The following is a 22,908-nucleotide window of genomic DNA, read 5'->3' as shown; positions in this document are numbered from 1 at the left end:
GCCGCGGTTGTCCGGCCGGAGCCGGATGAGTGAGTGAGCCGTATCGGCCTGCGGCGGCCGGTCGGTGGTGAGTGGGGGGGTGCTGCCTACGGCGCCTGCCTCGTCCGTCCGGGGCTCGGGTGGGAGGAACCGCTGGTCACGCATCGACGGCCTCCTCGCTCGGCGCGGTCGTCGAGCGGCGGTTCACCACGTGGCGCACCTTGAGGGCGTACACCAGCAGCAGAGTGAGGGTGAAGCCGGTGCCGACCCAGGCGGCCTGCGCCATCACGGGCACCACCGCGGCGGTCGCGGCCACCGCCAGCACACCCGCGATACCGGCCCAGGCCGTCCACGAGCCGCCCCACACGTGCAGACCCTGCCCCGTCACGGGTACGTCGGAGCGACGGAAGGCGAGATAGGAGGCGAGGATCAGCAGCCACACCAGAAGGACAGAGAAGATGGCGACGGAGACCAGCACGTTGAAGACGCTGTCGACCCCGAAAGCGGCGAGCAGGGCTGCCGCGACGATGCCGGCTGCGGAGACCGCCAGGGCCCGCACCGGGACCCCACGGGTGTCCACACGGGCCAGCACAGCGGGGGCGCATCTGTCGTGGCCGAGCGAGTGCAGGAAGCGGCTGGCCGCGTAGAGCTGGGCGTTGGCCGAGGAGATCGCCGCGATCAGCACGATGGCGTTGGTCAGTGAGGCGGCGGCCGGGATGCCGATCTGGCTGAAGACGCGGACGAACGGGCTGCCGGTGATGCTCGCGTCGCCACCTGCGGTGTCCTGCCACGGCACGAGGGTGAGGATGATGCCGATGGACAGGATGTAGAACAGTCCGAGGCGCCAGACCAGCGCGCGCATCGCGGTGCGGATGGACCGCGTGGGGTCGGTCGTCTCCGCCGCCGAGATGGAGGTCGTCTCAAAGCCCACGAAGGCGAACATCACCACGGACATGGCCGCCCAGACGGCCTGCAGTCCGTGAGGGAAGAAGCCGCCGTCGGAGGTGAGGTTTCCCAGTCCGGCGGCCGGCGTGTGCGGCAGGCCGACGAACACCAGCAGCAGACCCGCGGCGATGAACACCACGACCGCGGTCACCTTCACACTGGACAGCCAGAACTCCGCGAAGCCGAAGGACTTGACGCTGACGATGTTGATCCCCAGCACCAAGGCGGCCACGGCCGCGATGAGCAGGAGCATCGGGGCCTGCGGCCACCAGTAGCGGATGTAGATCGCCGCCGCCACCACCTCACCGCCGATGGCCACCGTGGTCCCGGCCCAGAACAGCCACCGGACGAGGAAGCCCGCCCACGGGCCGAGGTAGAGGTGGGCGATGGTCCCGAAGGTGCCGCGCACGGGATGGACGATGGTCATCGCGCCCAGCACCCGGGCGATGATCGCGACGAGTACCGCCCCCGCGACGTAGGACAGGATCACGGCGGGGCCGGCTATGCCGATGGCCGAGCCGGATCCCAGGAAGAGTCCGGTGCCCAGGGCACAGCCGAGGCCGATCATGGTGGTCTGCCGGTGGGTGAGCGAACGGGTGAGCTCGCCCGTGGACTGTCCCCGACCGCGTGCAGCGGGGGGCGGTCCCTGCGGGATGGGCGTCACGTTGCCGGTCTGGGTCATCTCTTCTCCGATACGGAGTGGGCCAGCGCGTCGGCGACCCGCCAGCAGTCGTGAAAGGTGGAGTACAGGGGCACCGGAGCCAGCCGGATGATGTCCGGCTCGCGGGCGTCGGCGATGACTCCGTGCTCGTGGCGCAGTGTCCTGGCGAGATCGGCTGCCGTCGTATCGGCGACACGCAGCGACAGCTGGGCGCCTCGGCGCTGTGGATCCCTGGGGGTGATCACCGTCAGCGGACGGGCCGCGGTGACCTCGTCGAGCAGCCCCTCCAGATACCCGGTCAGCTTCTCGCTGCGCTTGCGCAGCGCCGCCATGCCGACGGTGTCGAAGATCTCCAGGGAGGTGCGCACGGGGCCCATGGCGAGGACCGGCGGGTTGGAGATGGCCCAGGCGTCGGCCGTGGCCGGCGGACTGGAGACCGGCTCCATCAAAAACCGGGTGGTGGCGTCCGTGCTCCACCACCCCTCGAAGCGGTGCAGGGTGCGGTCGGCGACATGCCGCTCGTGGATGAACACCCCCGACAGGGCCCCGGGACCGGAGTTGAGATACTTGTAGGAGCACCAGGCGGCGAAGTCGACGTTCCAGTCGTGCAGATGGAGCGGAACGTTGCCGGCGGCATGGGCCAGGTCCCAGCCGACCGTCGCACCTGTGGCGTGCCCGGCGGCGGTGATGGCGGGGATGTCCATCAGCTCGCCGGTGAGGTAGTTGACCCCGCCGAGCAGCACGAGGGCCACGGTGTGTCCCTGGCGGTCGAGGAAGTCGACGACGTCCTCCGTTCGCAGGCAGTCCTCCCCCGAACGCGGACGCAGTCTGATCACCGCCTCGTCCGGGTCTAGGCCACGGAACCGCACGTGGCTGCGCACCGCGTAGCTGTCCGAGGGGAAGGCGCTGTCCTCGATCACGATGTGCGTGCGCCGGCCCTGAGGGCGGTAGAAAGAGACCATCAGCAGGTGCAGATTGACGGTCAGGGAGTTCATGACGACGGTCTCGTCGGGCAGCGCCCCGACCAGACGCGCGGCCGGCTCGGTCAGCAGTTGGTGATAGCCGAACCACGGGCGGAGGGCGTCGTGGTGTCCCTCGACGCCGAAGCGGCTCCAGTCCGCCAGGTCCTCCGTGAGTTCCGCGCGGGTGGCCTTCGGCTGAAGGCCGAGGGAGTTGCCCGCCAGATACGCCGCCTCGGCATATTGGCCGCCGTCGGCGGGCGGCACGTGGAACAGCTCACGGTGTCCCGGCAGTGCTTCGTCGAGTTGGTAGGCCTCATCTTCCGAGGCGATCAGTCGCGTGAGCAAAGTGCACTCCTTGAGAAATTGAGCCGGCTGACCGGCACGGGCCGACCGGCGGAGGGCCCATGCCGCGGTTACTGGGCGCTCGCCGACGCGGAGATGTCAGTAGGGCGGGCACGCCGAGGGCGTGCGCCCCGCAGAGGGTTCACGTCGAGCGGCCCGGCCTTCGGCACACCGCCGGCGGGGCCGCGGTGAGCTGGTGACGCCCGGGGCAGTCATGAGCGGGTCGCGGTGACGTGGCAGCCCTGCCGACGCAGATACGCCGCGCACACGGAGGACCTCTGTCTGGACTCATAGGTCTCGGGTCCCCCCAAGGCGATGTGGACACAGGGGAGCGCACGCCGGTCGAACAGAGGGCTGCACTCCCTGACTTTCGCTGCCGCTGAGGGAGTACTGCGAGTTCAGCTGCTTCCTGACGAAGTCCCGGCATACCCGTGTTGTCATGGCAGCAGCCGTTCCGTGGTCTCCTCACGCGATTTCTTCAGGAAGTGGACGAAGTCACTGCCGCCGGTCCCCTTGGCGGCCCCCTCGCCGCGCTGGAACCGCTTGATGTAGCGCCCGGTGATACCGATGTGCTGGGCCCTGAGGCGGACCAGGGCGTCCACCGCGGCGTTGTATGCGTCGCCCAGCTGCGGGTGGGTGCCGCGGTGCCGCTCGACGAAGTCGCGCACTGACGGACCGGCCTCCAGGTCCTGAAGGAAACGACGGTGCGGTGCGGGCATGTACGCGCGCATGCCGGTCAGGAACCCGGCCGTCATCTCGTGCTGGTGCGGAATGTCGAGTCCGGCGTCGAAGGCCTGGATGAGGGAGCTCTGTGCGGCGCTCCCGCCGGCCAGCACCAGCGGCTCCCGGTCCACGCCCTCGAAACGCAGCCCCGGCGCGGACCAGCCCGTGATGAACGGCCGGATCCGGTGGTAGAAGACGTGGTGGTCGCACCAGCGCTCGACTTCGAGGAACGCGGCGGTCACCTGGTCGACGACGCTCCTGATGCCGAGCAGCGCCTTGGTGAGACGGCCGTGGTCATCGGCCGCCACCGAGTGCTGGGCCTGAACGAGCAGGGGCAGCCCTGGGGCACCAGTGAGTTCGACACCCACCGTCGCCAGATAGAACCACTTCTCGTCGACACCACCGAGAAACGTCACTTGTGTGTCGATGTTGGACGTGCTCAGCGGTTCGCCGGCGTCGATGCGCCGCCAGTTGTGGAGGACGATCGAGGCGTGGGCGATGATCGGAGCCCGGTCCAGGTCTTGGGCAAGTGCGTGGAGAGGCTGCGCCACCGGTGCCGGAAGCGTGTCCACGGGCGCCTCGGCGCCCCACACGTACGCGTTCGCAAGGCAGCACAGCAGCAGCATGGCCCGCTCCTGCTCCACGGCGGACCGTAGCCGGTCCGGTGTGAGGACGGGCATCGCCTCGACCGCCGGGCGCATGCGCCCGGTCATGATCAGGGCCGCTATGTTCCGTCCGAGCCGCTCCCAGGGCTCGTAGAACGGCGGCAGAGCGTCGATGGGGTCTTCGCCGGGCACGAACCCACGCTCGTCGTCGATGGCGTACTCAGCCAGCGCGGCCACCCGGGGCCTGGGAGCGCGTATGAGCGTCGTATCAGAGATCACTGCACTTCCTCCTCGTGTGCTTCACGAGGTTGCCCTGCCTGCGAGGTGAGGCATATGGACGGCAGCACGAATACGACGCGTTCTGATTGGGCTCGGGCACTACATCGCTTCCGCGCCTGACGGGGGAGGCCCTCCTGCCCGCCCGGGTCGTCCGGTCATTAGAGCCGCCCCGGCGGTGGCACAGGAAGCTGATCGGAAAATCGATGTGCGGGAGGGCAGGCGGCAGCATCCGGGCCGCTTGCGGACCGGATGACGGTGAGACGGGACGGTCAGGCTGATACTGGTGTGAGGGCGACTTGGTGGCCGAGGGCCTGGAGTTGGCGGACGAGGTCGCGGGTTTTGCGGGCGGGGTCGAGGTGGCGGCGGTGCCAGTCGGCGCCGAGCTCTTGGTAGGAGGCGTCCAGGTCGTTGATCAGGTGCCAGGCGATGACGAGTATCGAGCGGGCGACGGCGACCAGAGCTTTGGCGTGGCCGCGGCGTTTGACGATGCGCCGGTAGCGGGCGCCGAGGAAGGTGTCGATGCGGGCGGCGGCGTTGGCGGCTTCACCGAGAGCGCCCTTGAGCCAGGGGTTTCCCTGCCCAGCCGGCCCCGAGGTGTTCTTCGCTCCGGGCTGGATCGTGCGGGGGCACAACTTGGCCCAGGACACCAGATGTTCAGGGGTGGGGAAGCGGCTCGTGTCGGCGCCGATCTCAGCGAGGCTGATCTGCGCGGTGGTCGGCCCGATGCCGGGAACGGCGTCCAGCTTCTCGGCCAGAATCCGTGCGCTGACCGCGGCGGCCTCGTCCCCGGTGCCCGGGCTGTCTGGCGGGGTGGTGATCTCCTCCAACGTCCGGGCGATCAGCCGGTCGAGTTCGTCGATCTGTGCGGTGAGGTGGTCGACGGTGGATTGCAGCACCTCAGCAGCCGGGCGTGGTGGTCTTCGAACTGCCCGGTCAGGGCCTCGATGAGGGCCGGCTTCTTCTTGACCAGCTTGCCCTCGGCGAGGTCGGCCAGGGTGCGCGGGTTGCGTTCGCCGGCGACCATCGCGTCGAGCATGGCCCGCCCGGACATGACGAACAGGTCCGAGACAACGCCGGACAGTTTGAGCTGCGCGTCCTGCAGGGCCTTGTCGACGCGGGTGCTTGTGCCGGGTACGTTCCTGGACGAACACGGTGCGGGTGCGGGTGAAGTCCCGCAGGCGCCTCAGCGGCTTCGGTGGGACGAACGAGGCGCGGACGATGCCGCGTTCGGCGAGTTTGGCCAGCCAAACCGCATCCAGCTTGTCGGCCTTCGGGCGTTTGGGGATGTTCTTCACGTCACGGGCGCTGACGAGCCAGCAGTCCAGGCCGCGGGCCTCCAGCAGGTAGAAGAACGGGCGCCAGTACGAGCCCGTCGCTTCCATGACCACCCGCTCGACGCCCTGGCACAGCAGCCGGTCGCCGAGTTCGAGGATCGTGTTCGTGGTCGAGGTGACCGTCCAGACCTTCTGAACACGTCGGCCTTCGATGGTGTTCGTGCGGGACGCGCAGGCAGACCATCCCGGACGCCTTGCCGATGTCGATCGCCGCGACCCTGGCGACCGTCCCGTCGTCGTGGTCTCCTCCCAACTCCTCCATGACATAACCCCTGGTGCGCTGGTGCGCTGGTGCAGGCAGAGGCTGCCCGGGAAGCCAAAGGGGTAACGGAGAAGCTGATCGGCGTGCTCAAGGCGACAGTGTGCGGCCCCCTCGGACGGCTCCCTCACCAGACTCCTATGCGGGCTCACAGCCCAAACATCAAGCGGCGTCGGCGGACAGCCCCCTGTACCGATTTTCACGCCTGCGGGGCGTCACCGCAGGTGAACGGTCGACTCCTATAGATCGTCAGCCGCTTGTGGGAGAGGTTCAGGGCTTCGGACCATGTGGGGTGGATGGCGGTAGATCTCGCGGGCGACGAACCGTTTTCAGGCAACGGAACGATGTCCTTCTTGACCATGCCTTCGGCAGTGCGCCGGGCGACGTAGTCCTGCGTGCGCTGGTCGTACGTCATGCGGACCAGCGCGATGGTGTGCAGGGCGTTGTCGGCTGCGCGGTCACCGCCGCGGTTGAGGCGGTGGCGGTTGGTGCGTCCGGAGGAGGCAGGGACGGGTGCGGCCCCGCACAGTACGCGAAGTTGGCTTCCGAGCGGAGCCGGTCGGGGTTGTCACCCGCGCTGGTCAGCAGCTGCCCGGCGGTCTCCGGGCCGATGCCGGGCAGCGCGACCAGCCTCGGGGTGGCCTGGGTGACCAGCGGCCCGATCTCCCGGTCCGCCTCCCTGATCTCCGCGGGCCACGTGGCAGGCGATGGCCGGGGTGATCAGGTGCCCGTGCTCGGCCGCCCCCTGGTGGTCCGCGCGCAGGGCCACGGTCCGGTAGTCGGAGGCGAGCTTGCTGTAACTTCCGGTGGCGAGCGGCTGGTGAGGTCGCCGAGCAGAATGAGATCGGTTGCGGCCGACGGCAGTCAGCGGTGTTCCGAAAGGCCGTGGAATTGGGTGGGGTGTCGTTTCGTCTTGGTCTCGAAGCACGCCATCACCTCGGCGGGGATCGGAGAGCCGTAGCCCATGGCGAGACCCTTGAGGCACTCCTGTCGCAGCCACGACTCCAGATCTGTGTTCCGACGAATAAGTTGAGCGGTGCGGTGGCCGCCGAGGACCCTTTCGGCATGGCACTGCTCAGCGACCGCAACCTCCTGCTGCTCTTCGTCGGCCAGGGCGTCTCCGAACTCGGCGACGGCCTGTACACCGCCGCCGTCGCCTGGCAGGCATGGGCCCTCACCCACAACCCGTCGGCGGTCGCGCTCGTCACCGTGGCCGCGTACGCCCCGGCGTTCCTGGCCACCTTCGTGGCCGCCTCGTACGCCGACCGCTACGACCGCAGACGCCTGATGATCGGCACCGACCTCGCCCGCGCGGCCATGGTGGCCGCCGGGGCGGGGATGCTGCTGGCAGGTGCGCTGAACCTGACCGTACTGGTCCTGGGAACGGCCCTGCTGGCCCTCATCGGCGCGCCCTTCGCACCGGCACGGAACGCGATCGTGCCCCAGATCGTGCCGGCCGAACACCCTGCAGCAGGCCAACGGCGTGCTCCAGGTCGCCTTCAGAGCCGCCTTCTTCGTCGGACCGCTGCTGCTCACCCCGCTGCTCGCCTTCGGCTCCTTCCCGCTGGTCATGGCAGCGGACGGGCTCACCTTCCTGGTCTCCGCGGCGGCCCTGTCGGCACTGCGCGTCCGCCGTCCCGCCCCGGCCGGCCCGCGCGTCCGGCTGGGCGCGGACCTCGCCGCCGGCCTCGCGGCCCTGCGGACGGCGCCCGATGTGCTGGTCGTCATCGCGACCTTCGTCCTCGCGCTCGCCGTGGCCAGTGGGTTCCTGGCCGTCGGTCTGGTGGTTCTGGTCGGCCAAGGCGGTGAGTACGGGCTCACGCTGGGCATCGCCGGCCTCGCCGAGATCGCCGGCGCCTTGGTGCTCGTACGCCTGCCGCTGCCCAGACTCGCCGTGACCGCGGTCCTGGCCTGGGCTTTGCTCGGAGCCTTCCGTCTTCCGCTGGGCCTGGTCCACGCGCCTGCGGCTATCGCCGTGCTCCTCGCCGTCGCCGGACTCGCGTCCGCCCTGACCGACATCCCGCTGATCGCCTTCGTCCAACAGCGCATCCCCGAGGCCCACCTCGCCAAGGCCCTGGGCCTGTGGGAGGCCGGTATCGCCGGCGCGCTGGCGGTGTCGCCGTTCCTGGCCTCCAGCGTCATCGGATACATCGGAGTGGATCTCGCCTTCATGGTCTCCAGCGCCGTGCTCATAGCACTCGCGCTCGCTGCCGCGGTCGCGCTCACAGCGATGTCAGGAGCCCGCAGCCGCCCATCCGAGCGCGTCACGGTCCTGTCGCAGCCGTGACCCCGTGGCGACAGGTTTTTCCATGCGTCGCCTCACCGCCACCACCGGCGCCCTGGCCATCGCGGCCGCCGCGGCCTGATCGCCGCTTCGGCCGGCACTGCCCAGGCATCGACCTGCCCGACCGCCCGCCTGCCGTTGCCGGACGCCTCCTGCACGCCCGGCGCCTACAACCCGGACGTCACCCAGTCGACCATCAACAGCGCCATCTGCGTATCCGGATGGACCGCCACGGTCCGTCCTCCGACGTCCTACACCAACCCGCTCAAGGCCCAGGGCATCATCGACTACGGATACTTCGACACCAACATCGCCGACTACGAGGAACCACCTGGTCCCCCTCGAACTCGGCGACGCGCCCCGCGATCCCGGCAACCTGTGGCCTGAGCTCTGCGCGGGGGGCAGCCTGGAATCAGAATGGGTAGGCGGGGATGTCGCCCCGGACGGTCACCCACTGCTGCTCGGTGAAGGCCTCGAGGTTCGCGGTGGCGCCGCCGTGACGGGAACCGTTGCCGGAGTCGCCGCGACCGCCGAACGGCACGGTCGCCTCGTCGTTGACCGTCTGGTCGTTGATGTGCACCAGCCCAGTGGGAATGCGTTCGGCCAGTGCCAGCCCCTTGGCGATGTCCCGGGTCAGCACGCCCAGCGAGAGTCCGTACTCGGTTCCGGTGGCCAGCCTCACCGCCTCGTCCAGATTGTGGAAGGGCACCACGGGTGCGACCGGGCCGAATATCTCTTCCTGGTAGGCGCGTGCGGTCAAGGGGACGTCGGTCAGCACGGTCGGCCGGTACAGAAGGCCCTCGTAGGTGCCGCCTGCCACGAGCCGGGCTCCTGCCGCCACGGTGTCGGTGACGACGGCGTGCGCGGCCTGCAACTGCTGCTCGTCGATCATGGGGCCAACTGCCACCTCGCTCCTCGCCGGGTCTCCCACTGTCACGGCATTCGCCCGCCGGACCAGCGATCCGACGTACTCCTCGGCGATCGACGCGTGCACTAGATGCCTGCTTGAGGCCATGCAGATCTGCCCCGCATGGTGGAAGGAGCCGAACGCCCCCGCGGACGCCGCCTTCTCCACATCCACGTCGTCCAGGACGATCAGCGCCGAGTTGCCCCCCAGTTCGAGGTGGACGCGCTTCAGATGCCGCGTTGCCGCTGCCGCGATCGCTTTTCCGGCCCTCGTGGATCCGGTGAAGGCGATCACGGGCACCTGGGGGTGATCCACCAGTGCCGCGCCGACGTCAGCGCCCCCCGGCAGTACGTGCAGCAGGCCGCTGGGGAGCCCCGCCTCCTCGAAAACCCTCGCGATCACCACACCGCCGCAGATCGCGGTCCGGGGGTCGGGCTTGAGGACGACGGCGTTTCCCAGAGCCAGCGCCGGCGCCACCGCTCGCATCGCCAGCACCATCGGTGCGTTGAACGGGGAGATCACACCGACAACGCCGACCGGGCGCCGACGGGAGAACGACAGCCGGTCCTCCACGGAGCGGAGCACCTCCCCAAACGGCGCCGCGGACAGCGCCGCGGCTTCGTGGCACTCCTCCGCTGCCCCGTTGGAGGTCTGGAACTCTGCGAACGCCCTCAGCGCCCCCGACTCCCGCACGATCCAGTCGGCGATCTCGAAGTGGTGCTCCTCGAACAGGTGCGCAGCACGCCGCAGGACCTGTGCCCGTTCGACGTACGGCAGCGCCGCCCACTGCTGCTGCGCCCGCACCGCCTGCCCCACGGCCCGGCCCAGATCGTCGGGCGTGGCCGCACCGACACGCCCCAGGGTCTCACCGGTCGCCGGCTCGAGCGCGTCGTAGACCTCGCCCGAACCCTTGATCCACTCACCGGAGAAAATCCTCTCCGACCAGTCGCCTGCTTCCATAAACGTCATGATGTTCTGCTCCTCGTAGGGTGATGGGGGGTCAGCCGCTGCGCGATTGACATCGCCGCCCGTCGGTCACGCCGAAGCATGTGTCCGGGCGGGGGGCTGGGACGGGCCGAGTCGCTCGAAGTGCCCTTGGTGGAACACCAGCGGCCTGACCTGCGGAAACAATGCGGTCCCGTGCAGCCGCAGCACGGCGATCACGTGGTCGCCCGCCTCGACTTCCGAGTCCAGCGCGCATTCCAGCCACAGCACCGTGCCCGGCAGGAAGACCGCGCCGGATTCCCCGGCCTCCCATCGGACATCCGCGAAACGATCTTCTGCCGAGGAGGCGAGCGCCCGGCACAGGGTCCCGTGGTCCTCGGCGAGCACGCTGACACCGAGGCTCGGCACCTGGCGCAGCGCCTCCCACGTGCGGGAAGTGCGTGCCGCACAGAACGACACCAACGGCGGTTTCAAGGAGACCGGCACGAACGAGCTCGCCGCCATCCCGACGGGCCGACCACCCACGAGGGCGCAGACCGCCACCACTCCGGACGGCAGGTGACCGAACGCGTGGCGCAGCTCTTCGGGCGTCTCCGGGGATGCTTGCATCGACACTTCTCTCCTCGCCGCCTGAGCGGTTCAGTTGATGCCGCCGTCGATGACCAGGTTGACGCCAGTCACGAAGTCGGCGCGGGGGCTGGCCAGGTAGGAGACGGCGGCGGCGATGTCCTCCGGCCGACCGATGCGGCCGGCGGTCTGGCGGAACACCTCGACGGCGATGTGGCGCTCGTGCGCCTGCCACCCGCCCTCCAGCCGCATCTCGGCAGCGATGGCGGCGAGTTCCGCGGCGGAGCCGGGCGTGTGGATGATGCCGGCACTGATGGAGTTGGCCGTGATGCCGGTTCCGGCCAGGCCGCGGGACAGGCTGCGTGTCATGTTGATCTCCGCTGCCTTGGCCGCCTGGTAGTCGGGGAAATTGGGCGGTTGGTGCAGGGCGATGGCGCTGGCGATCTGGATGACGCGTCCCCAGCCGCGCTCCCTCATGGCGGGTACCAGGCTGTTGACCAGGGCTGCGGTCGAGATCACGTTCAGCTTGTACGTCTCGAGCCAGTTGCCGGGCGAGGTCCCGAACCAGCCGTCGCGCTCCCAGCCTCCGTGGCGTCCGCCCGCGTTGTTGACCAGGATGTCCACGCCGCCGGAGTCGAGCAGCCGTCGGCAGACGGCGTCGACCTGGTCGGCGTCCGTGAGGTCGCCGAGCACCTCGTCGGCCTGGCCACCGTTCTCCCGGATCATCGCCGCGATCTTGGACGTGCGCTCCCGGTTCCGGCCGTGCACGACGACGTGGGCGCCCTCGTCAGCCAGTGCCAGCGCGATACTGGTGCCGATGCCCGAGCTGCTGCCGGTGACGAGGACCCGCTTGCCGTTCAGTTCGAGGTTCATGATGTCTCCTGGTCCAGCTCAAGCGACGGGTTCGACGATCCGCGGGGCCTCTGCGGCCTTGGCCACACCGGGCACGGCCGCCATGCCGTCGGTGAACGGTGTCTGCCCCAGGAGATGCCGTCCGCTGATCTCCGCCGCCGGGTCGAGCCGGGTGGAGCCGTGCGTCAACGCCACCCGCGCATCGCGTGCGAAGCGCTGAATCGGGTTGCGCAGACTGACCGTGGACGAGCCGAGCGCGATCTGTATCGCGTCGATGGCGGCACCACAGACACTGCCGGCGTGCACGAAGTCCATGGTGATCTCGGACTCCTCGGCCGCCGTGAACGGCTGTCCGGCGCGCGCCTTGCGGTCGATGTGATCCGCGCGGCCGAACAGCAGGCTTTCCGCCGCGTTGATCATGGCGCGCGTCTTGCCCGCGACGACCTGCACCGACGGAGTGGCGGCCAGCGTGTCGTAGGGGAGATTGAAAGGCTTCTTGCGCCGGCTCTGGTCGACGAAGCAGTCGAAGGCGCCCTTGGCCATTCCCAGGACCACAGCCATGGTCTCCATGGCCACGATGAGCATCAGGCCTCGGGCGTCGAGGGCAAAGCCCAGCCCCGCGTAGCGTTGGTGCAGGCCGTCCAGACGCCCCGGCATACCGGCGAGATCCGCGACGCGCCGTTCGGGGACGAAGACTTCCGTAGGTGTCGTGACGCTGTTGCTGGACGAACCGGACAGTCCCATGACGTGCCAGTCGTCGACGATCTCGTACTGGCCCTTCTCCAGCAGTGCCATCGCGCGCGTCGTGGTGCCAGGGGCGGTTTCCACCTCGATGCCGACGACCAGATAGGCGGCGTGCTTGGAGCCGCTGCCGAAGCCCCACTTGTTCCCGGCCTCGATCAGGTAGCCGCCCGGAACCGGGCGGGCCTTCTGGATCCTCTCCGAGAACAGCGAGGCGCTCGCCACGACCGGCCCCGGCCACTGCGGAGCGCGTGCGTAGACCTCGGTGACCGTCTCCTGCGGGAAGGTGAGCATGACCCGGGTGAACCCGCTCGCGATCATGGTGGTCCAGCCCGCCGATCCGTCGCCGCTCGCCGCCGCGCTCACGATTTCGGCCAGATCGCGCGCCCCCAAGGCATAGCCGCCGAATTCCATCGGCACCGAGGCCCGGAACGCTCCGGCCTCGTGCAGCGCATCGAGCGTGGGCGGCGGGAGACAGCCGATCTTCTCACCTTCCGGGGCGTTCTCCCGGATCAGCGGTACCGCTGCCCGCACGGCGTCACGGATGCGGCGCCCCTCCGCTGTCGTGAACGGCGACTCGTGGATGAACCCTGGTTCAGTCATATCTGGCGTTTCTTTCATATGCATATCCTTTCGCTCACCAGGCCGACGGCGTGCCGAGCGGCAGGATTTCTCGTATCTCGTCGATACTGCGTATTTCGTTGTCGACCACTTTGAAAAAGGCCATCATGTAAAAAGAGCCGCTGTCGGGCCGCGGGCTGCCGGGAACGGGATGGAAGTCGACGACGACCACACTCGCCGCGATTCCGCGGGCCACGTCGACAACGGGACAGCGACGCCCACGGGCCTTCGGCCTGGCGCCTCGGGTGTTGTTCAGGCAACTCGCGACGGTGTGCACGGTGGCGTCCGGAGACAGCAGAGTGGTGAGGGTGTTCGTCACCTTCTTGCCGTTGTCGTAACGGTCACATCGGTATCCGAAGCGAGCCAGGCTGCCGTCGCTTTCCTGCAGTGCGGTCCAGTAGCTGTCCGCCGCGAGGACCAGCCCGTCGCGGTCGCAGGCTCGGTCGGCCGGAACCGGTGCGTCGTAGAGCACATCGGGTGCCAGCAACTGGTCCACATCGGCGAAGTGCCCGCTCGGATCGGTACTGATGACAGCCTCTGCCTCGGTCACCTCGTCCCCGACGACCTTCAGTCGCAGGCCGAACGGCCGGCGTTGTCCCGCCGTGACGACGACCCCCATGGTCATGAGCTGGCCCTGGACCGGATCGGCGAAGGTCTGCAGGCCGAGGAAATCCTCGGCGGTCGCCCAGAGCCCCTGTCCTGGTGCGACCTCATCGGCGTTCTCCGTCGCCCGGAAAGAGTGCGCGAGGCTCGCGAGGCCCGGATCGTGCCCCACCAAGCTCTGCAGGAAGCTCTCCCCGTGCCTGAAAAGGTCCCGCTCGGGTTCCCAGCCGTGCGCCATTCCGACACCACCTGTCAGGGTTCGCATTCCCGCCTGCCTCCTGCTCTTCGCGTGGATGTTTTCTGTCGGCCCACGCAGATTGACCCTAGGCCTCGGCCCTCTCGGTAACCAGACGGCGTATTCGGGTCTGCCAGGGTTATCGACTGCGAAGGGACCGGGTGCGATTCACCGGTTTCACCGGAATTCCGGCTCCTGCCCTTCGAGCACAGCTTGGCGGTACTTCGCGAGCATTTCCTGTTTCACGGCCTGAAGCCGGGCTGCTTCCGGTGCGTCACGACGGCCGATGGCCCGCAGGACGTCATGTGTGGACTGGGCGAAAAACTCGATGACCCAGGACGGCGCATGCAACTCCTCGCTCATGCTCCAGGACACATAGGCCTTGATGCCATTCACGAAGAGCGACAGCAGCACGTTGCGCGCCAGGCGGTTCTGCAGCCTTTCGATCAGCTGGAGACTGGCTATTGGTGCGGCACTTGTCAGTTGCCGCAGTTCATCGAAGAGCGCGTCGAAAAGCTCGGCATCGCGGGGACCTGTCTTCCGGGCGGCGATCTCGGCCATCTCGATCATGAGACTGCCGAGTGCCAGGGCGGCGCCCTCAGGCGGTTCGGAGTGCGATGCGAGGTAGACGCAGACCTGACGGCTCAGGGGGGCCGGTCCCGGGCACCGGGTCACCAGGCCGTGTCCGCGTCCGGGCAACGTGACCGCCGTCTCCGCGTCCTCCATCATGCGGATCGCCTGGCGGATGACGCTGCGATCGACGCCGAATCGTTCGGCCAGTTCGCACTCGTTGCCCAGTGGCCGGCCTCGCACCCATTCGGCTGGCGTGATCTCCGACATCATCCGCCGCACGGCCGCGAACGCGGGTATGCGCATCTGCTCGAGCGGCTCCGGCACCGGCGTTCCCTGCCAGCCGCCCGTCCGTGCGACCTGCGCGAGGGTGTCCCGCGCCGCGCCGCAGAAGAGCGTACGCGCCTGACGCACGGCGTCCTCCGTACGCCCGCGATCGAGGTCATGGATGATCCGCTGTCGTATGTCGGCCAGCGCGTCGGCCCCCAGGGCGGTACTCATCCGCGGCAGCAGTGGGGCCAGGACGTCGTTGAAGTACTTCAGCGGACCGCTGTCGCTTGCGCCGATCACCTCGGCGGCGAACCGCCCGAGCAGCCCGGCGGTGTCCGGTATCTCGCCGTCGTCCGCCGCCTGGCTCTCCCACAGCGGCCTGCCGCCGGCCTGCCGTGACCGGTCACCTATGAGACGTACGGCGCTGATGTGCACGGCACTCCACGCCTCGACGATGTCTGGCAGTCCCAGGCCGGTGAGGTAGGCGTAACCGCCGATCATGACCAGCAGATGTGTGCCGCCCGGCCTGGCGACTGCGATGCCGCCATGCGGGCCGCGCCGTACCCGCACCTCGTCACGTGCCTCCAGCACGCGTACGGCCTCCCGCATGACGTCCCGGCCGACGCCGTAGTACGCGGCCATGTCGGCCTCGCTGCCGTAGACCTTGCCGACCGGCCAGCCATCGCGGATGAAACGCTCCTCCATGTCCCGGGAGACGACCAGAGGCAGCTTGGTCAGTCGCTCCTGGTCGCCGACCACGCTGGAGTAGAGCTCCGACAGCATGTTTCCGGTCGCTCCGGTCGCTCCGGTCGCTCCGGTCGCTCCGGTCGCTCCGGTCGCTCCGGTCGTACGGGGGCGCCGTGCTCCGCCGGGGCCATCGGAGGGCCCGCGAGAGCGTCTGGTTGTGTTCATCGCTGTCCCTTAGATCCGGGGGTACGGCGGAGCAACGGGCGTGATCGCACTCGGTTGCCGGCGGTTCGCCGACGCTAGGGGGTTGCCTCCTGTCCGGAGAGGCGTGTGTCCGTCACGCCCGGGACCGTGTGCGTCCTGCTCGCATCGCGAGGAGCGGGCTTGACCACCGCGTAGGTGTACGGCTTCAGGGTGAACATGAGCAGCGCGGAAACGGTGGTGGCGGCCACGGCGAGTGAGATCGGGAGGGTGTAGCTGCCGGAGGTGTCGAAGCCTATACCGATCAGCGTGGGCCCGGTTCCGATGCTGATCATGCTGCACGCGAGGCTGATGCCGAATATCTCGGCGGATGCCCGAAGCCCGAAGTACCGGGTGACCAGGTAGGGCAACAGGAGTGTCACGGCGGTCAGCGCGCATCCCATCAGGACGACTCCGACGCCCAGCATCCACAAGGTGCTCCCGGCGGCGAGAAGCAGCGCCAGGCTGATCGCCGGCAGGGTGTAGAGCACGGCGGCGACGCGGTGCGACCTGATGCGGTCGGTGAGAGAGCCGGAGAAGAGCACGCCGACCATCCCGGACACCGCCATGAGGGACACCAGGAAGGTCGCCGTGCCGCCGGTGACGCCGCGGCCGGTGAACCAGTGCACCATGTGCGCCTGCGTGCCGATCAACGAACTCGTCGCGAGGCACTCCGCCGCCGTCAGGGTCCAGAAGGTTCGGGACCGGTATGCCCGCTTCGCGGGCACGCCTTCGAAGACCGCCGGGGACGGCGTGACAGCAGCCGGGGAATTTGTGGCGGCATCCGTGCTCCGCACCTTCAGGAAGAACAGGGCCGATGTGCATCCGACGACCAGGACAGCGGCGGCCAGCACCTCGTAGGCGGTGCGCCAGCCGAATGCGTCGATCAGCCATCGCGCCACCGGCGCGACCAGGGACTGCGACAGTGAGGGGGCCACCGCGACCACCAGGCCGAGGGCGAGCGCCCGGTTGGTATCCCACCACGAGGAGACGACGCGCACGTGGGCTACCGGCCCGGCCAGTGCGGCACCGATGCCGATGCAGACGGCGGATGCCCAGAACACGAAGCCGGTTGAATGTATCTGGGACAGGCCGAACAGCCCCAGAGCGAAGGTCGCGATACCGATGGTGACCGGGATCCGCACCCCGACCCTGTCGATCAGGCGCCCGCTGAAGGGAGTACTGAAAGCACCGATGTAGGCGGACACCGTGAACACCAAGGTGAAGACGGAAACGCCCCAACCCATCGATGCCGAAACCGGACCGAGAAAGACCGACAGAGATCCGACGTAAATGGCCGACATGCCGAAGGACATGCAGAAGAAGGCGGCCACTGTAGCGGAGATGCGAGGATAAGATGACATTCGAAAACCCTCTCGCGACCGGGCTCCGTTGCCCGAATTCGACGTCTATCCTGCTGCTTCCTTGGGAGCGCCGTCCCAGTGCTCGGCGAGCTTGCCGTCCTCGATCCGCCACATGTCGAACCAGTAGGAGCGATAGGTCTTGCCCGGGTCGTCCGGGTCGGGCAGGTCCCGGGCCAGCATCATGACGACCTTGTCTCCTTCGGTGACGAATACCGGAGGTTCGGGCGCAGGGCGCATGGATTCCCGTGCTACGCGAGCCTGATCGGTTTTCGTCCACTCGATGATCGCGTCGGCTCCCGAGGCGATGTTGGGATTGTGCTGGACGTAGGACTCGGTGAGGTATTCGCGCGCCTGTTCCGAGGTTGAGGGATCGACGAGGAGTGACATCATCTTGAGCACGATGTCCTTGGGCTGGTCGCCGGACATGGTGGGTTACCTCCAGGAGGGGACGAGGGTGCCGTCGATCCATGTCGAATGGATTCCGAGGCGCATGCGTACAGGAAGCCGCAGCCGGGCGACCGGCCCGCTTGCGAGGTCGAGCGTGTCGAGGATGACGAGTTCGCTGCGCTTTTCTGTCGGCCAGTTGAGCGTGGCGATCAGATAGCCGTCGTCCTCCGCGGACTCAGGGGACTTGGTGAAGTACACAGGGTCCTGGAACGTCGCGGCGGGCCCGGGATACCAGTCGTCACGGGTCCCGGCTACCAGGTCGAAGTGGCTGAGCTGGTTGAACATCACCGGATATGGGCGGCCGTTGACGTCGGTCTCGAGCTTGTCGCGGTCGAGCGTCGGCACGAAGACGTGGCGGTACGGCTTCGACTCGCGGCGCGGGTCGATGTGCGGCCCTTCGCCGTTGACGACTGCCAGCACCTCCCGCTCGGTGAGCCGCTCCTCGCCGGTGTGGTAGTCGATGTGCCAGCGCACATGCCGTGTGGTGACGCTGCCAGGCGGTGTCGGCCTGCCGTTCTTGTCGGGCACGACCGGTGCGAAGCCGTTGCCGTCCGCCTCGTACAGGTCGAAGACGATGACGCCGTCCTCCTCGTAGGCGTTGATCGTGTGGCCGGGAAAGGCCGGCGGGGCCTGGAACCAGCGCACCTCGGAAGCATCACCGAAGCGCGGGATGACTCCGAAGACCTGCGGAAGGTCGCCGTCGTACACGAAGTGCGGGCCGCCGGCCTTCAGACGGTCGAGGTCGCTGGTGATGGGCATGACCGGGAAGAGCATGAAGTTCTTGGTCAGCGCGCAATCGTGGATCATGGCCGAGTACGGTGCCTCGAACCAGGCCTCGTGGATCACCTTGCCCGAGGCGTCGATCACGTAGTAGGCGATGTCGCGCGTGGTCTCGCCTTTCGCGGCGTAACCGAAACCGAACATCTCGCCGGTGTCCGAGTCGAATTTCGGGTGGGCCGTGAAGGTCAGACTCGTGATATCGCCGTACGCATCCCATACGCCCCGGGTCTCGAGGGTTACGGGATCGATCTCGTACGGCAGTCCGTCTTCCTTCGACGCCAGCATCCGGCCGGCGTGGAAGTAGATGGCGGTGTTCGCCGTCGTACGGCTCGTGCCGGCGACGCTCGGGTCGTCGGAGAACGGATCCCGGTAATTCCCGTAAAGGGATCGGCGGGCCTCGCGCTCGAGCAGAAAACGCTCGGTGCGTACATAGCGCGTCCGGAAGTCGACGCAGCCGTCCTTGATACGGAACGCGCGTACCGCACCGTCCCCGCCCGCAGCGGTGGTCATCGGCCACAGCACCGGGACCTCGGGAACATACACCTGGTCGGGAACCGCCTGGACGAACAGACCGTCGATGTCCGCGGGTACTGTGCCCTCGAGGACCTCCAGATCGAACACCTCGATATCGAACCGGCACGGCTCGTCCATTCCCATGGTGATTTCGGGTGGAAAAGTCTTTGCCATGAAGCCGTCTCCTTTGACTGCCGTCGCGCAGAATTTCGCCACGAGCTGCGGTTTTCTGACAGTAAGACGCGGTCGCTGCCCAAACCAGACGGTGGAATCACCGCATCCCACTTCCGGTGACGGCTGGCAGGTACCAGGCGTCTCGCACGCCGCTGACCTGGGTGTTTCTGATCGGCGCTACGGTCCCGGCGAGCGTTGTCGCGCGAACTCCGCTCGGCTGTGCATCTGCCTTGTGATCCGTGTTGCTTGCTGACACCGGTGAGGGTCAATGGCTGGTCGACGTTTCCTGTGAGCCGCTGATCACTTGGTCGAGCGAAGTCATCTGTGTCGAGCCCGACTATGTCCTTCGAGTAAGGAGTTGGGGCTGTTCTGCCCCACGGCTGTCGAGCCGAGCTCTTTGTGCGCGACGGTCATGTCTTCGTCGGCGCGCAGGACGACACCGCCTTCCATCGCCTCGCCGACGAATCGCCGGGCCTCGGGGGCGTCCACCTTGCCCGCAAAGGGCCGGTGCCGTGATACTGAACAATTGTGTGCCTGGCGCCCGGTCGAGCCCTGACACGGCTTGCCGCGCCACCCCGCCCGGACGGAGCAGGACCAGGGGTCAGCCCGCGACGACGGCCATCCGCTCGCTGATCTCCTGCGCGGTGGCCAGAACCTTCTGAGCGATCTCCGTCTCGGCCTCCGGGTAGACCCGGGAGGCGAGGGCGGCCACGCTGACCGCCGCGACCACCTGCTTGTTCTCGTCCCGGATCGGGGCGGCGATGCCGACCACGTCGGGATCCAGTTCGCCGCGGGTGACGGAGTAGCCGATGCGGCGAATCCGGCCGAGTCGTTCCATCAGGGCGTCGACGTCGGTGAGAGTGGCCGAGGTGAAGCGTCGCAGTTCGGCGCTCTGCAGCAGCCCGCGGGCTTCGTCGTCCGGGCTCCAGGCCAGCAGGACGAGGGCGGAGGCGCCGGCGTTGATCGGCAGGGCGCTGCCGCGCTCGTACGAGATCCGCACCGCGCGTGGGCTTTCCGCGCGGTCCACGCAGACCACCAGATCACCGGTGCGCCGGGTCAGCAGCACGGTTTCGTGCACCTCCTCGGCGAGCGATTCCATCGACGGCACCGCGATCTCGGAGAGGCCGTAGCTGCGGCGGGCCAGTCGGGCGATCTCCAACACTCGTAGGCCGAGCCGGAAGCCGCCGCCCGGGGCTTCTTCGAGGAAACGCCCGGCCACCAGACTCTGGAGGTAGCGGTACGCGGTGGAGCGCGCCACGCCGAGCCGCTCGGCCACGGCGGCTCCGGAGACGACGAGATGGACGTCGTCGAACATGGTCAGGATGTCCAGTGCCCGGTCGGCCGTGGAGTTGCGCTCGCGGTAGCTGGGAGACATGTTTCCTGACATACGAGAACTCTAGTGGGTGGGCGTGGGCCGATGGAGACCCTGCGGTGCCGCATGGTCGCCGGTTGTCCTGTGGTCATGGTTCACAGCTGTTCCTTGATGACGGTGTTGCGGAGTTCCCCGATGCCTTCCACCGTGGTGATCAGTTCCTGTCCGGGGCGAAGGAACACCTTCGGATCGCGACCGGCGCCCACGCCGCCCGGGGTGCCGGTGAGGATCAGGTCGCCGGGCAGCAGCGTGATGATGGTGCTGATGTACGCGACGGTCTCGGCCACGTCGAAGAGCAGGTCCGCGGTGTTGGACTTCTGCATGGTGTGCCCGTCGACGCTGCAGGAGATGTCCAACCCCGAGGCACCGGGCGGGAGTTCGTCGGCGGTGACCAGCGCGGGCCCGACCGGGGTGGTGGCCTCGAAGGTCTTGCCGGAGAGGAACTCACGGGTACGGTGCTGCCAGTCCCGCACGGTGACGTCGTTGGCGACCGTGTAGCCGGCGACGTACTCCAGGGCCTTGTCGCGCGACACGTGGCGGCCGGGGCGTCCGACGACGACTGCCAACTCGGCTTCCCAGTCGAGATCGTCGCTGACCGGCGGCGTGTGGATGTCGTCGTGGGCGCCGATCAGGGAGCCGTCGTACTTCGCGAAGAGGGTGGGATGGGCGGGGGTGGGGCGGCCCATCTCCTTGATGTGCGTGGCGTAGTTGAGACCCAGGCAGACGATCTTGTTCGGGTGGGGGACCAGTGGGGCGAGTGACGACTCGGCCAGGGGCAGGCGCTCGCCGTCGGCGGAGGCCGCACGCTCGTGCCAGTCGTCGCCGGCTGCAAGCAGCGCGCCCACGTCGGCGTAGGGGAGCAGGACGAGTTCGTCGCCTTCCTGCCGGGCGGCGGAGGTCACGCGGTCGTCGGCGATACGGACGGTGCTCAGTCTCATCGGGGTACTCCTGGGGAGTCGTACGGGATCTCGGGGGCGAGATCGGAGGTGGCGGTGGTGGTGCCCGTGGTGGGGCGGGGGCGTGCGAAGCGCCGCAGCGTCACGCCGACGTACTGGGCCCGATCGGGGGCGAATACGGCGGCCACGAACCGGTCAGGACGTACGAGGACGAAGGATCCGGTCAGCCCGGCGAGGAGGGCGTCGAGCCGGCCGTCGGCGTCGGCGATCCCCGTTCGGCCGGCCCGGTCACGCGGTGTGCGGTCGTCCAGGAAGACATCCACGGCGGTGGCCTCGGGGAGGCCGGCCCGGGCGACGGTTGCCCAGTCGGTGTCGCTCACGCCGATCCCCAGCAGGCTCCAGCCCTGTCCGAGGATGTCGTCGAACCGTGCGGGGCGGTGGTGTGGTCCGTGCAGCACCCGTGGCTGCGGCAGCATCGTGCCGACCAGTCCACTGCCCGCGCCGTCCGTCGGGAGGACGGCCCCCGCCCGTAGCCGGGTGTCGGGGCGGTAGCGCATCTCGGTGAGGTAGCGGCGAGCCGGCGGGATGTGCATGGCAGTACGCACCAGCACGTCGCGCAGCAGCGCACCCGGTCGGCTGGTGGTCATGACGATCCGGCCGAGCCGCACGGAGAGGTCGATCACGGCCCGGGCGTGCGGGCGCCGCTCGCTGTCGTAGGTGTCGAGCAGCGCGTCACCGGCCCGGCCCGCCAACACCTCGGAGATCTTCCAGCACAGGTTGGCCGCGTCCCGCACCCCTGAATTGAGGCCCTGGCCGGCGAACGGCGGCATCATGTGCGCGGCGTCGCCGAGCACGAAGCAGCGGCCCTCGCGCAGCCGGTCGGCCAGCAACGCGTGGAAGCTGTAGGCGACCGCGCGCTCGATCTGGTCGGGCGTGATCTCCCGGTGGGGCCGCAGGAGTTCGCGCACGAGGGCGAACGGGGGAGAGGTACCGGCCTCGCACTCGCCCGGCTTGAGGCGGAACTCGTAGCGGCAACGCCCGTCCTGGCCCGGGACGATGACGACGGGTCGGTCGGGGTCGCCGTGGTGCATGCCGTAGCGCTGGTCGTGGCCGTCCTCCAGCGTGTCGACGACCAGCCACACCTCGGGGAAGCTGCGCCCCTGCATGGGGATGGACAGCAGGTCGCGTACGGTGCTGCGGCCGCCATCGCAGCCGAGGACGTAGGAGACGTCCACCTCCTCGACCAGGCCGTCCTCGCCGCCGGTCCGGAGAGTGGCACGCACCCCGTCGGAGTGAGGACTGAGGTTCGTCAGCCGGGTGTCGAAGCGGACATCGACGTCCGGGAGGAGGCGCAGCTGCTCGCACAGGACCCGTTCGAGGTCGGGCTGGGCGAAGGGATTCTTGAAGGGGTGGCCGTACCGCTTGTCGCCGGTGCCGCGGGCGTGCACGAGGGGGCGTCCGTCGGCGCCGAAGTACCTGGTCCCGGTGCCCGGCACGATGATCGGGTACACCGCCTCGTCTAGACCGGCGGACTGGAGGGTGCGCAGGGACTCGTCGTCGAGGCTGATCGCCTTGGCCGCGTCGCTGGTGGTGGCGTTGCGCTCGACCAGCAACACCCGTACCCCCCGGGAGCCGAGCAGATGGGCGGCCGTAAGACCGGTCGGGCCGGCGCCGACGACCAGTACGGCGGGCCGGTGGTGGGACAGAGATCTCGGCTGGGGAGCCGGTGGTGGTTCAGTCATGAGAGCACT

The 22,908-nt window shown here is 68.6% G+C and carries 18 protein-coding genes and 2 pseudogenes; 3 read left to right on the top strand and 17 right to left on the bottom strand.

The annotated features are described in order from the left end of the window. Positions 1-136: 136 nt before the first annotated feature. The 5 genes and pseudogenes from ACZ49J_RS35150 to ACZ49J_RS35130 form a co-directional block, all read right to left on the bottom strand. Entirely contained in the window at positions 137-1,606 is a 1,470-nt protein-coding gene (locus ACZ49J_RS35150) for an amino acid permease (protein ID WP_467454604.1), read from the bottom strand. After that, positions 1,603-2,892, bottom strand: a complete 1,290-nt coding sequence (gene kynU, locus ACZ49J_RS35145) for a kynureninase (protein WP_467454603.1) — start codon at positions 2,890-2,892, stop codon at positions 1,603-1,605. The genes ACZ49J_RS35150 and kynU overlap by 4 nt, the downstream gene beginning before the upstream one ends. A gap of 434 nt (positions 2,893-3,326) precedes the next feature. Next, a complete protein-coding gene (locus ACZ49J_RS35140; protein ID WP_467454601.1) occupies positions 3,327-4,496 on the bottom strand; it encodes an indoleamine 2,3-dioxygenase in 1,170 nt (389 codons plus the stop codon). A 269-nt stretch (positions 4,497-4,765) separates the two neighbouring features. Then, positions 4,766-6,097, bottom strand: a complete 1,332-nt coding sequence (locus ACZ49J_RS35135; RefSeq protein WP_467454655.1) for an IS110 family RNA-guided transposase — start codon at positions 6,095-6,097, stop codon at positions 4,766-4,768. 231 nt (positions 6,098-6,328) lie between these two features. After that, positions 6,329-6,776: pseudogene (locus ACZ49J_RS35130) on the bottom strand (transposase); the annotation flags it as partial. Between the two features lie 378 nt (positions 6,777-7,154). Between ACZ49J_RS35130 and ACZ49J_RS35125 the strand changes: the two are divergent. The 3 genes and pseudogenes from ACZ49J_RS35125 to ACZ49J_RS35115 form a co-directional block, all read left to right on the top strand. Next, positions 7,155-7,493: pseudogene (locus ACZ49J_RS35125) on the top strand (MFS transporter); the annotation flags it as partial. A gap of 79 nt (positions 7,494-7,572) precedes the next feature. Beyond that, positions 7,573-8,376, top strand: a complete 804-nt coding sequence (locus ACZ49J_RS35120; RefSeq protein ID WP_467454665.1) for an MFS transporter — start codon at positions 7,573-7,575, stop codon at positions 8,374-8,376. Positions 8,377-8,511: 135 nt separating this feature from the next. Next, the gene (locus ACZ49J_RS35115) at positions 8,512-8,760 is read left to right on the top strand and encodes a hypothetical protein (RefSeq protein ID WP_467454599.1); all 249 of its coding nucleotides are present in this window, start codon (positions 8,512-8,514) and stop codon (positions 8,758-8,760) included. A 25-nt stretch (positions 8,761-8,785) separates the two neighbouring features. Here the strand turns inward: ACZ49J_RS35115 and ACZ49J_RS35110 are convergent, their stop codons facing one another. The 12 genes from ACZ49J_RS35110 to ACZ49J_RS35055 form a co-directional block, all read right to left on the bottom strand. After that, on the bottom strand, positions 8,786-10,249 hold the full coding sequence (locus ACZ49J_RS35110; protein WP_467454598.1) for a benzaldehyde dehydrogenase: 1,464 nt from the start codon (positions 10,247-10,249) through the stop codon (positions 8,786-8,788). A 66-nt stretch (positions 10,250-10,315) separates the two neighbouring features. Further along, the gene (locus ACZ49J_RS35105; RefSeq protein WP_467454596.1) at positions 10,316-10,834 is read right to left on the bottom strand and encodes a flavin reductase family protein; all 519 of its coding nucleotides are present in this window, start codon (positions 10,832-10,834) and stop codon (positions 10,316-10,318) included. A gap of 30 nt (positions 10,835-10,864) precedes the next feature. After that, positions 10,865-11,665, bottom strand: coding sequence for an SDR family NAD(P)-dependent oxidoreductase (locus ACZ49J_RS35100; protein ID WP_467454594.1), 801 nt, complete (start codon positions 11,663-11,665; stop codon positions 10,865-10,867). Positions 11,666-11,683: 18 nt separating this feature from the next. Continuing rightward, positions 11,684-12,988 carry an acyl-CoA dehydrogenase family protein gene (locus ACZ49J_RS35095; RefSeq protein ID WP_467454593.1) on the bottom strand — a complete coding sequence of 435 codons (1,305 nt, stop codon included), beginning with the start codon at positions 12,986-12,988 and terminating at the stop codon, positions 11,684-11,686. A gap of 34 nt (positions 12,989-13,022) precedes the next feature. Continuing rightward, positions 13,023-13,874 carry a DUF8021 domain-containing protein gene (locus tag ACZ49J_RS35090; protein ID WP_467454591.1) on the bottom strand — a complete coding sequence of 284 codons (852 nt, stop codon included), beginning with the start codon at positions 13,872-13,874 and terminating at the stop codon, positions 13,023-13,025. Between the two features lie 147 nt (positions 13,875-14,021). Then, positions 14,022-15,467, bottom strand: coding sequence for a FadR/GntR family transcriptional regulator (locus ACZ49J_RS35085; RefSeq protein WP_467454589.1), 1,446 nt, complete (start codon positions 15,465-15,467; stop codon positions 14,022-14,024). Positions 15,468-15,670: 203 nt separating this feature from the next. After that, entirely contained in the window at positions 15,671-16,927 is a 1,257-nt protein-coding gene (locus ACZ49J_RS35080; protein WP_467454653.1) for an MFS transporter, read from the bottom strand. Between the two features lie 93 nt (positions 16,928-17,020). Further along, on the bottom strand, positions 17,021-17,401 hold the full coding sequence (locus tag ACZ49J_RS35075; RefSeq protein ID WP_467454588.1) for a nuclear transport factor 2 family protein: 381 nt from the start codon (positions 17,399-17,401) through the stop codon (positions 17,021-17,023). 6 nt (positions 17,402-17,407) lie between these two features. Next, positions 17,408-18,889 carry a carotenoid oxygenase family protein gene (locus tag ACZ49J_RS35070; protein ID WP_467454587.1) on the bottom strand — a complete coding sequence of 494 codons (1,482 nt, stop codon included), beginning with the start codon at positions 18,887-18,889 and terminating at the stop codon, positions 17,408-17,410. Between the two features lie 601 nt (positions 18,890-19,490). After that, the gene (locus ACZ49J_RS35065; protein WP_467454586.1) at positions 19,491-20,276 is read right to left on the bottom strand and encodes an IclR family transcriptional regulator; all 786 of its coding nucleotides are present in this window, start codon (positions 20,274-20,276) and stop codon (positions 19,491-19,493) included. Between the two features lie 80 nt (positions 20,277-20,356). After that, complete coding sequence (locus ACZ49J_RS35060) at positions 20,357-21,199, bottom strand: fumarylacetoacetate hydrolase family protein (RefSeq protein ID WP_467454584.1); 843 nt, start codon at positions 21,197-21,199, stop codon at positions 20,357-20,359. Then, complete coding sequence (locus tag ACZ49J_RS35055) at positions 21,196-22,899, bottom strand: bifunctional 3-(3-hydroxy-phenyl)propionate/3-hydroxycinnamic acid hydroxylase (RefSeq protein ID WP_467454582.1); 1,704 nt, start codon at positions 22,897-22,899, stop codon at positions 21,196-21,198. The genes ACZ49J_RS35060 and ACZ49J_RS35055 overlap by 4 nt, the downstream gene beginning before the upstream one ends. Between the last annotated feature and the right edge of the window lie 9 nt (positions 22,900-22,908).

Source organism: Streptomyces sp. NPDC030840 (assembly GCF_055572015.1).
This window is presented reverse-complemented; position numbering and strand designations above follow the sequence as displayed.

Coding starts and splice junctions, on each gene's coding strand:
- ACZ49J_RS35095 (WP_467454593.1), bottom strand. CDS start 12,988: ATGACTGAACCAGGGTTCATCCACGAGTCGCCGTTCACGACAGCGGAG.
- ACZ49J_RS35085 (WP_467454589.1), bottom strand. CDS start 15,467: ATGCTGTCGGAGCTCTACTCCAGCGTGGTCGGCGACCAGGAGCGACTG.
- ACZ49J_RS35060 (WP_467454584.1), bottom strand. CDS start 21,199: ATGAGACTGAGCACCGTCCGTATCGCCGACGACCGCGTGACCTCCGCC.
- ACZ49J_RS35100 (WP_467454594.1), bottom strand. CDS start 11,665: ATGAACCTCGAACTGAACGGCAAGCGGGTCCTCGTCACCGGCAGCAGC.
- ACZ49J_RS35150 (WP_467454604.1), bottom strand. CDS start 1,606: ATGACCCAGACCGGCAACGTGACGCCCATCCCGCAGGGACCGCCCCCC.
- ACZ49J_RS35075 (WP_467454588.1), bottom strand. CDS start 17,401: ATGTCCGGCGACCAGCCCAAGGACATCGTGCTCAAGATGATGTCACTC.
- ACZ49J_RS35055 (WP_467454582.1), bottom strand. CDS start 22,899: ATGACTGAACCACCACCGGCTCCCCAGCCGAGATCTCTGTCCCACCAC.
- ACZ49J_RS35070 (WP_467454587.1), bottom strand. CDS start 18,889: ATGGCAAAGACTTTTCCACCCGAAATCACCATGGGAATGGACGAGCCG.
- ACZ49J_RS35135 (WP_467454655.1), bottom strand. CDS start 6,097: ATGTCATGGAGGAGTTGGGAGGAGACCACGACGACGGGACGGTCGCCA.
- ACZ49J_RS35065 (WP_467454586.1), bottom strand. CDS start 20,276: ATGTCAGGAAACATGTCTCCCAGCTACCGCGAGCGCAACTCCACGGCC.
- ACZ49J_RS35105 (WP_467454596.1), bottom strand. CDS start 10,834: ATGCAAGCATCCCCGGAGACGCCCGAAGAGCTGCGCCACGCGTTCGGT.
- ACZ49J_RS35090 (WP_467454591.1), bottom strand. CDS start 13,874: ATGCGAACCCTGACAGGTGGTGTCGGAATGGCGCACGGCTGGGAACCC.
- ACZ49J_RS35110 (WP_467454598.1), bottom strand. CDS start 10,249: ATGACGTTTATGGAAGCAGGCGACTGGTCGGAGAGGATTTTCTCCGGT.
- ACZ49J_RS35080 (WP_467454653.1), bottom strand. CDS start 16,927: ATGTCCTTCGGCATGTCGGCCATTTACGTCGGATCTCTGTCGGTCTTT.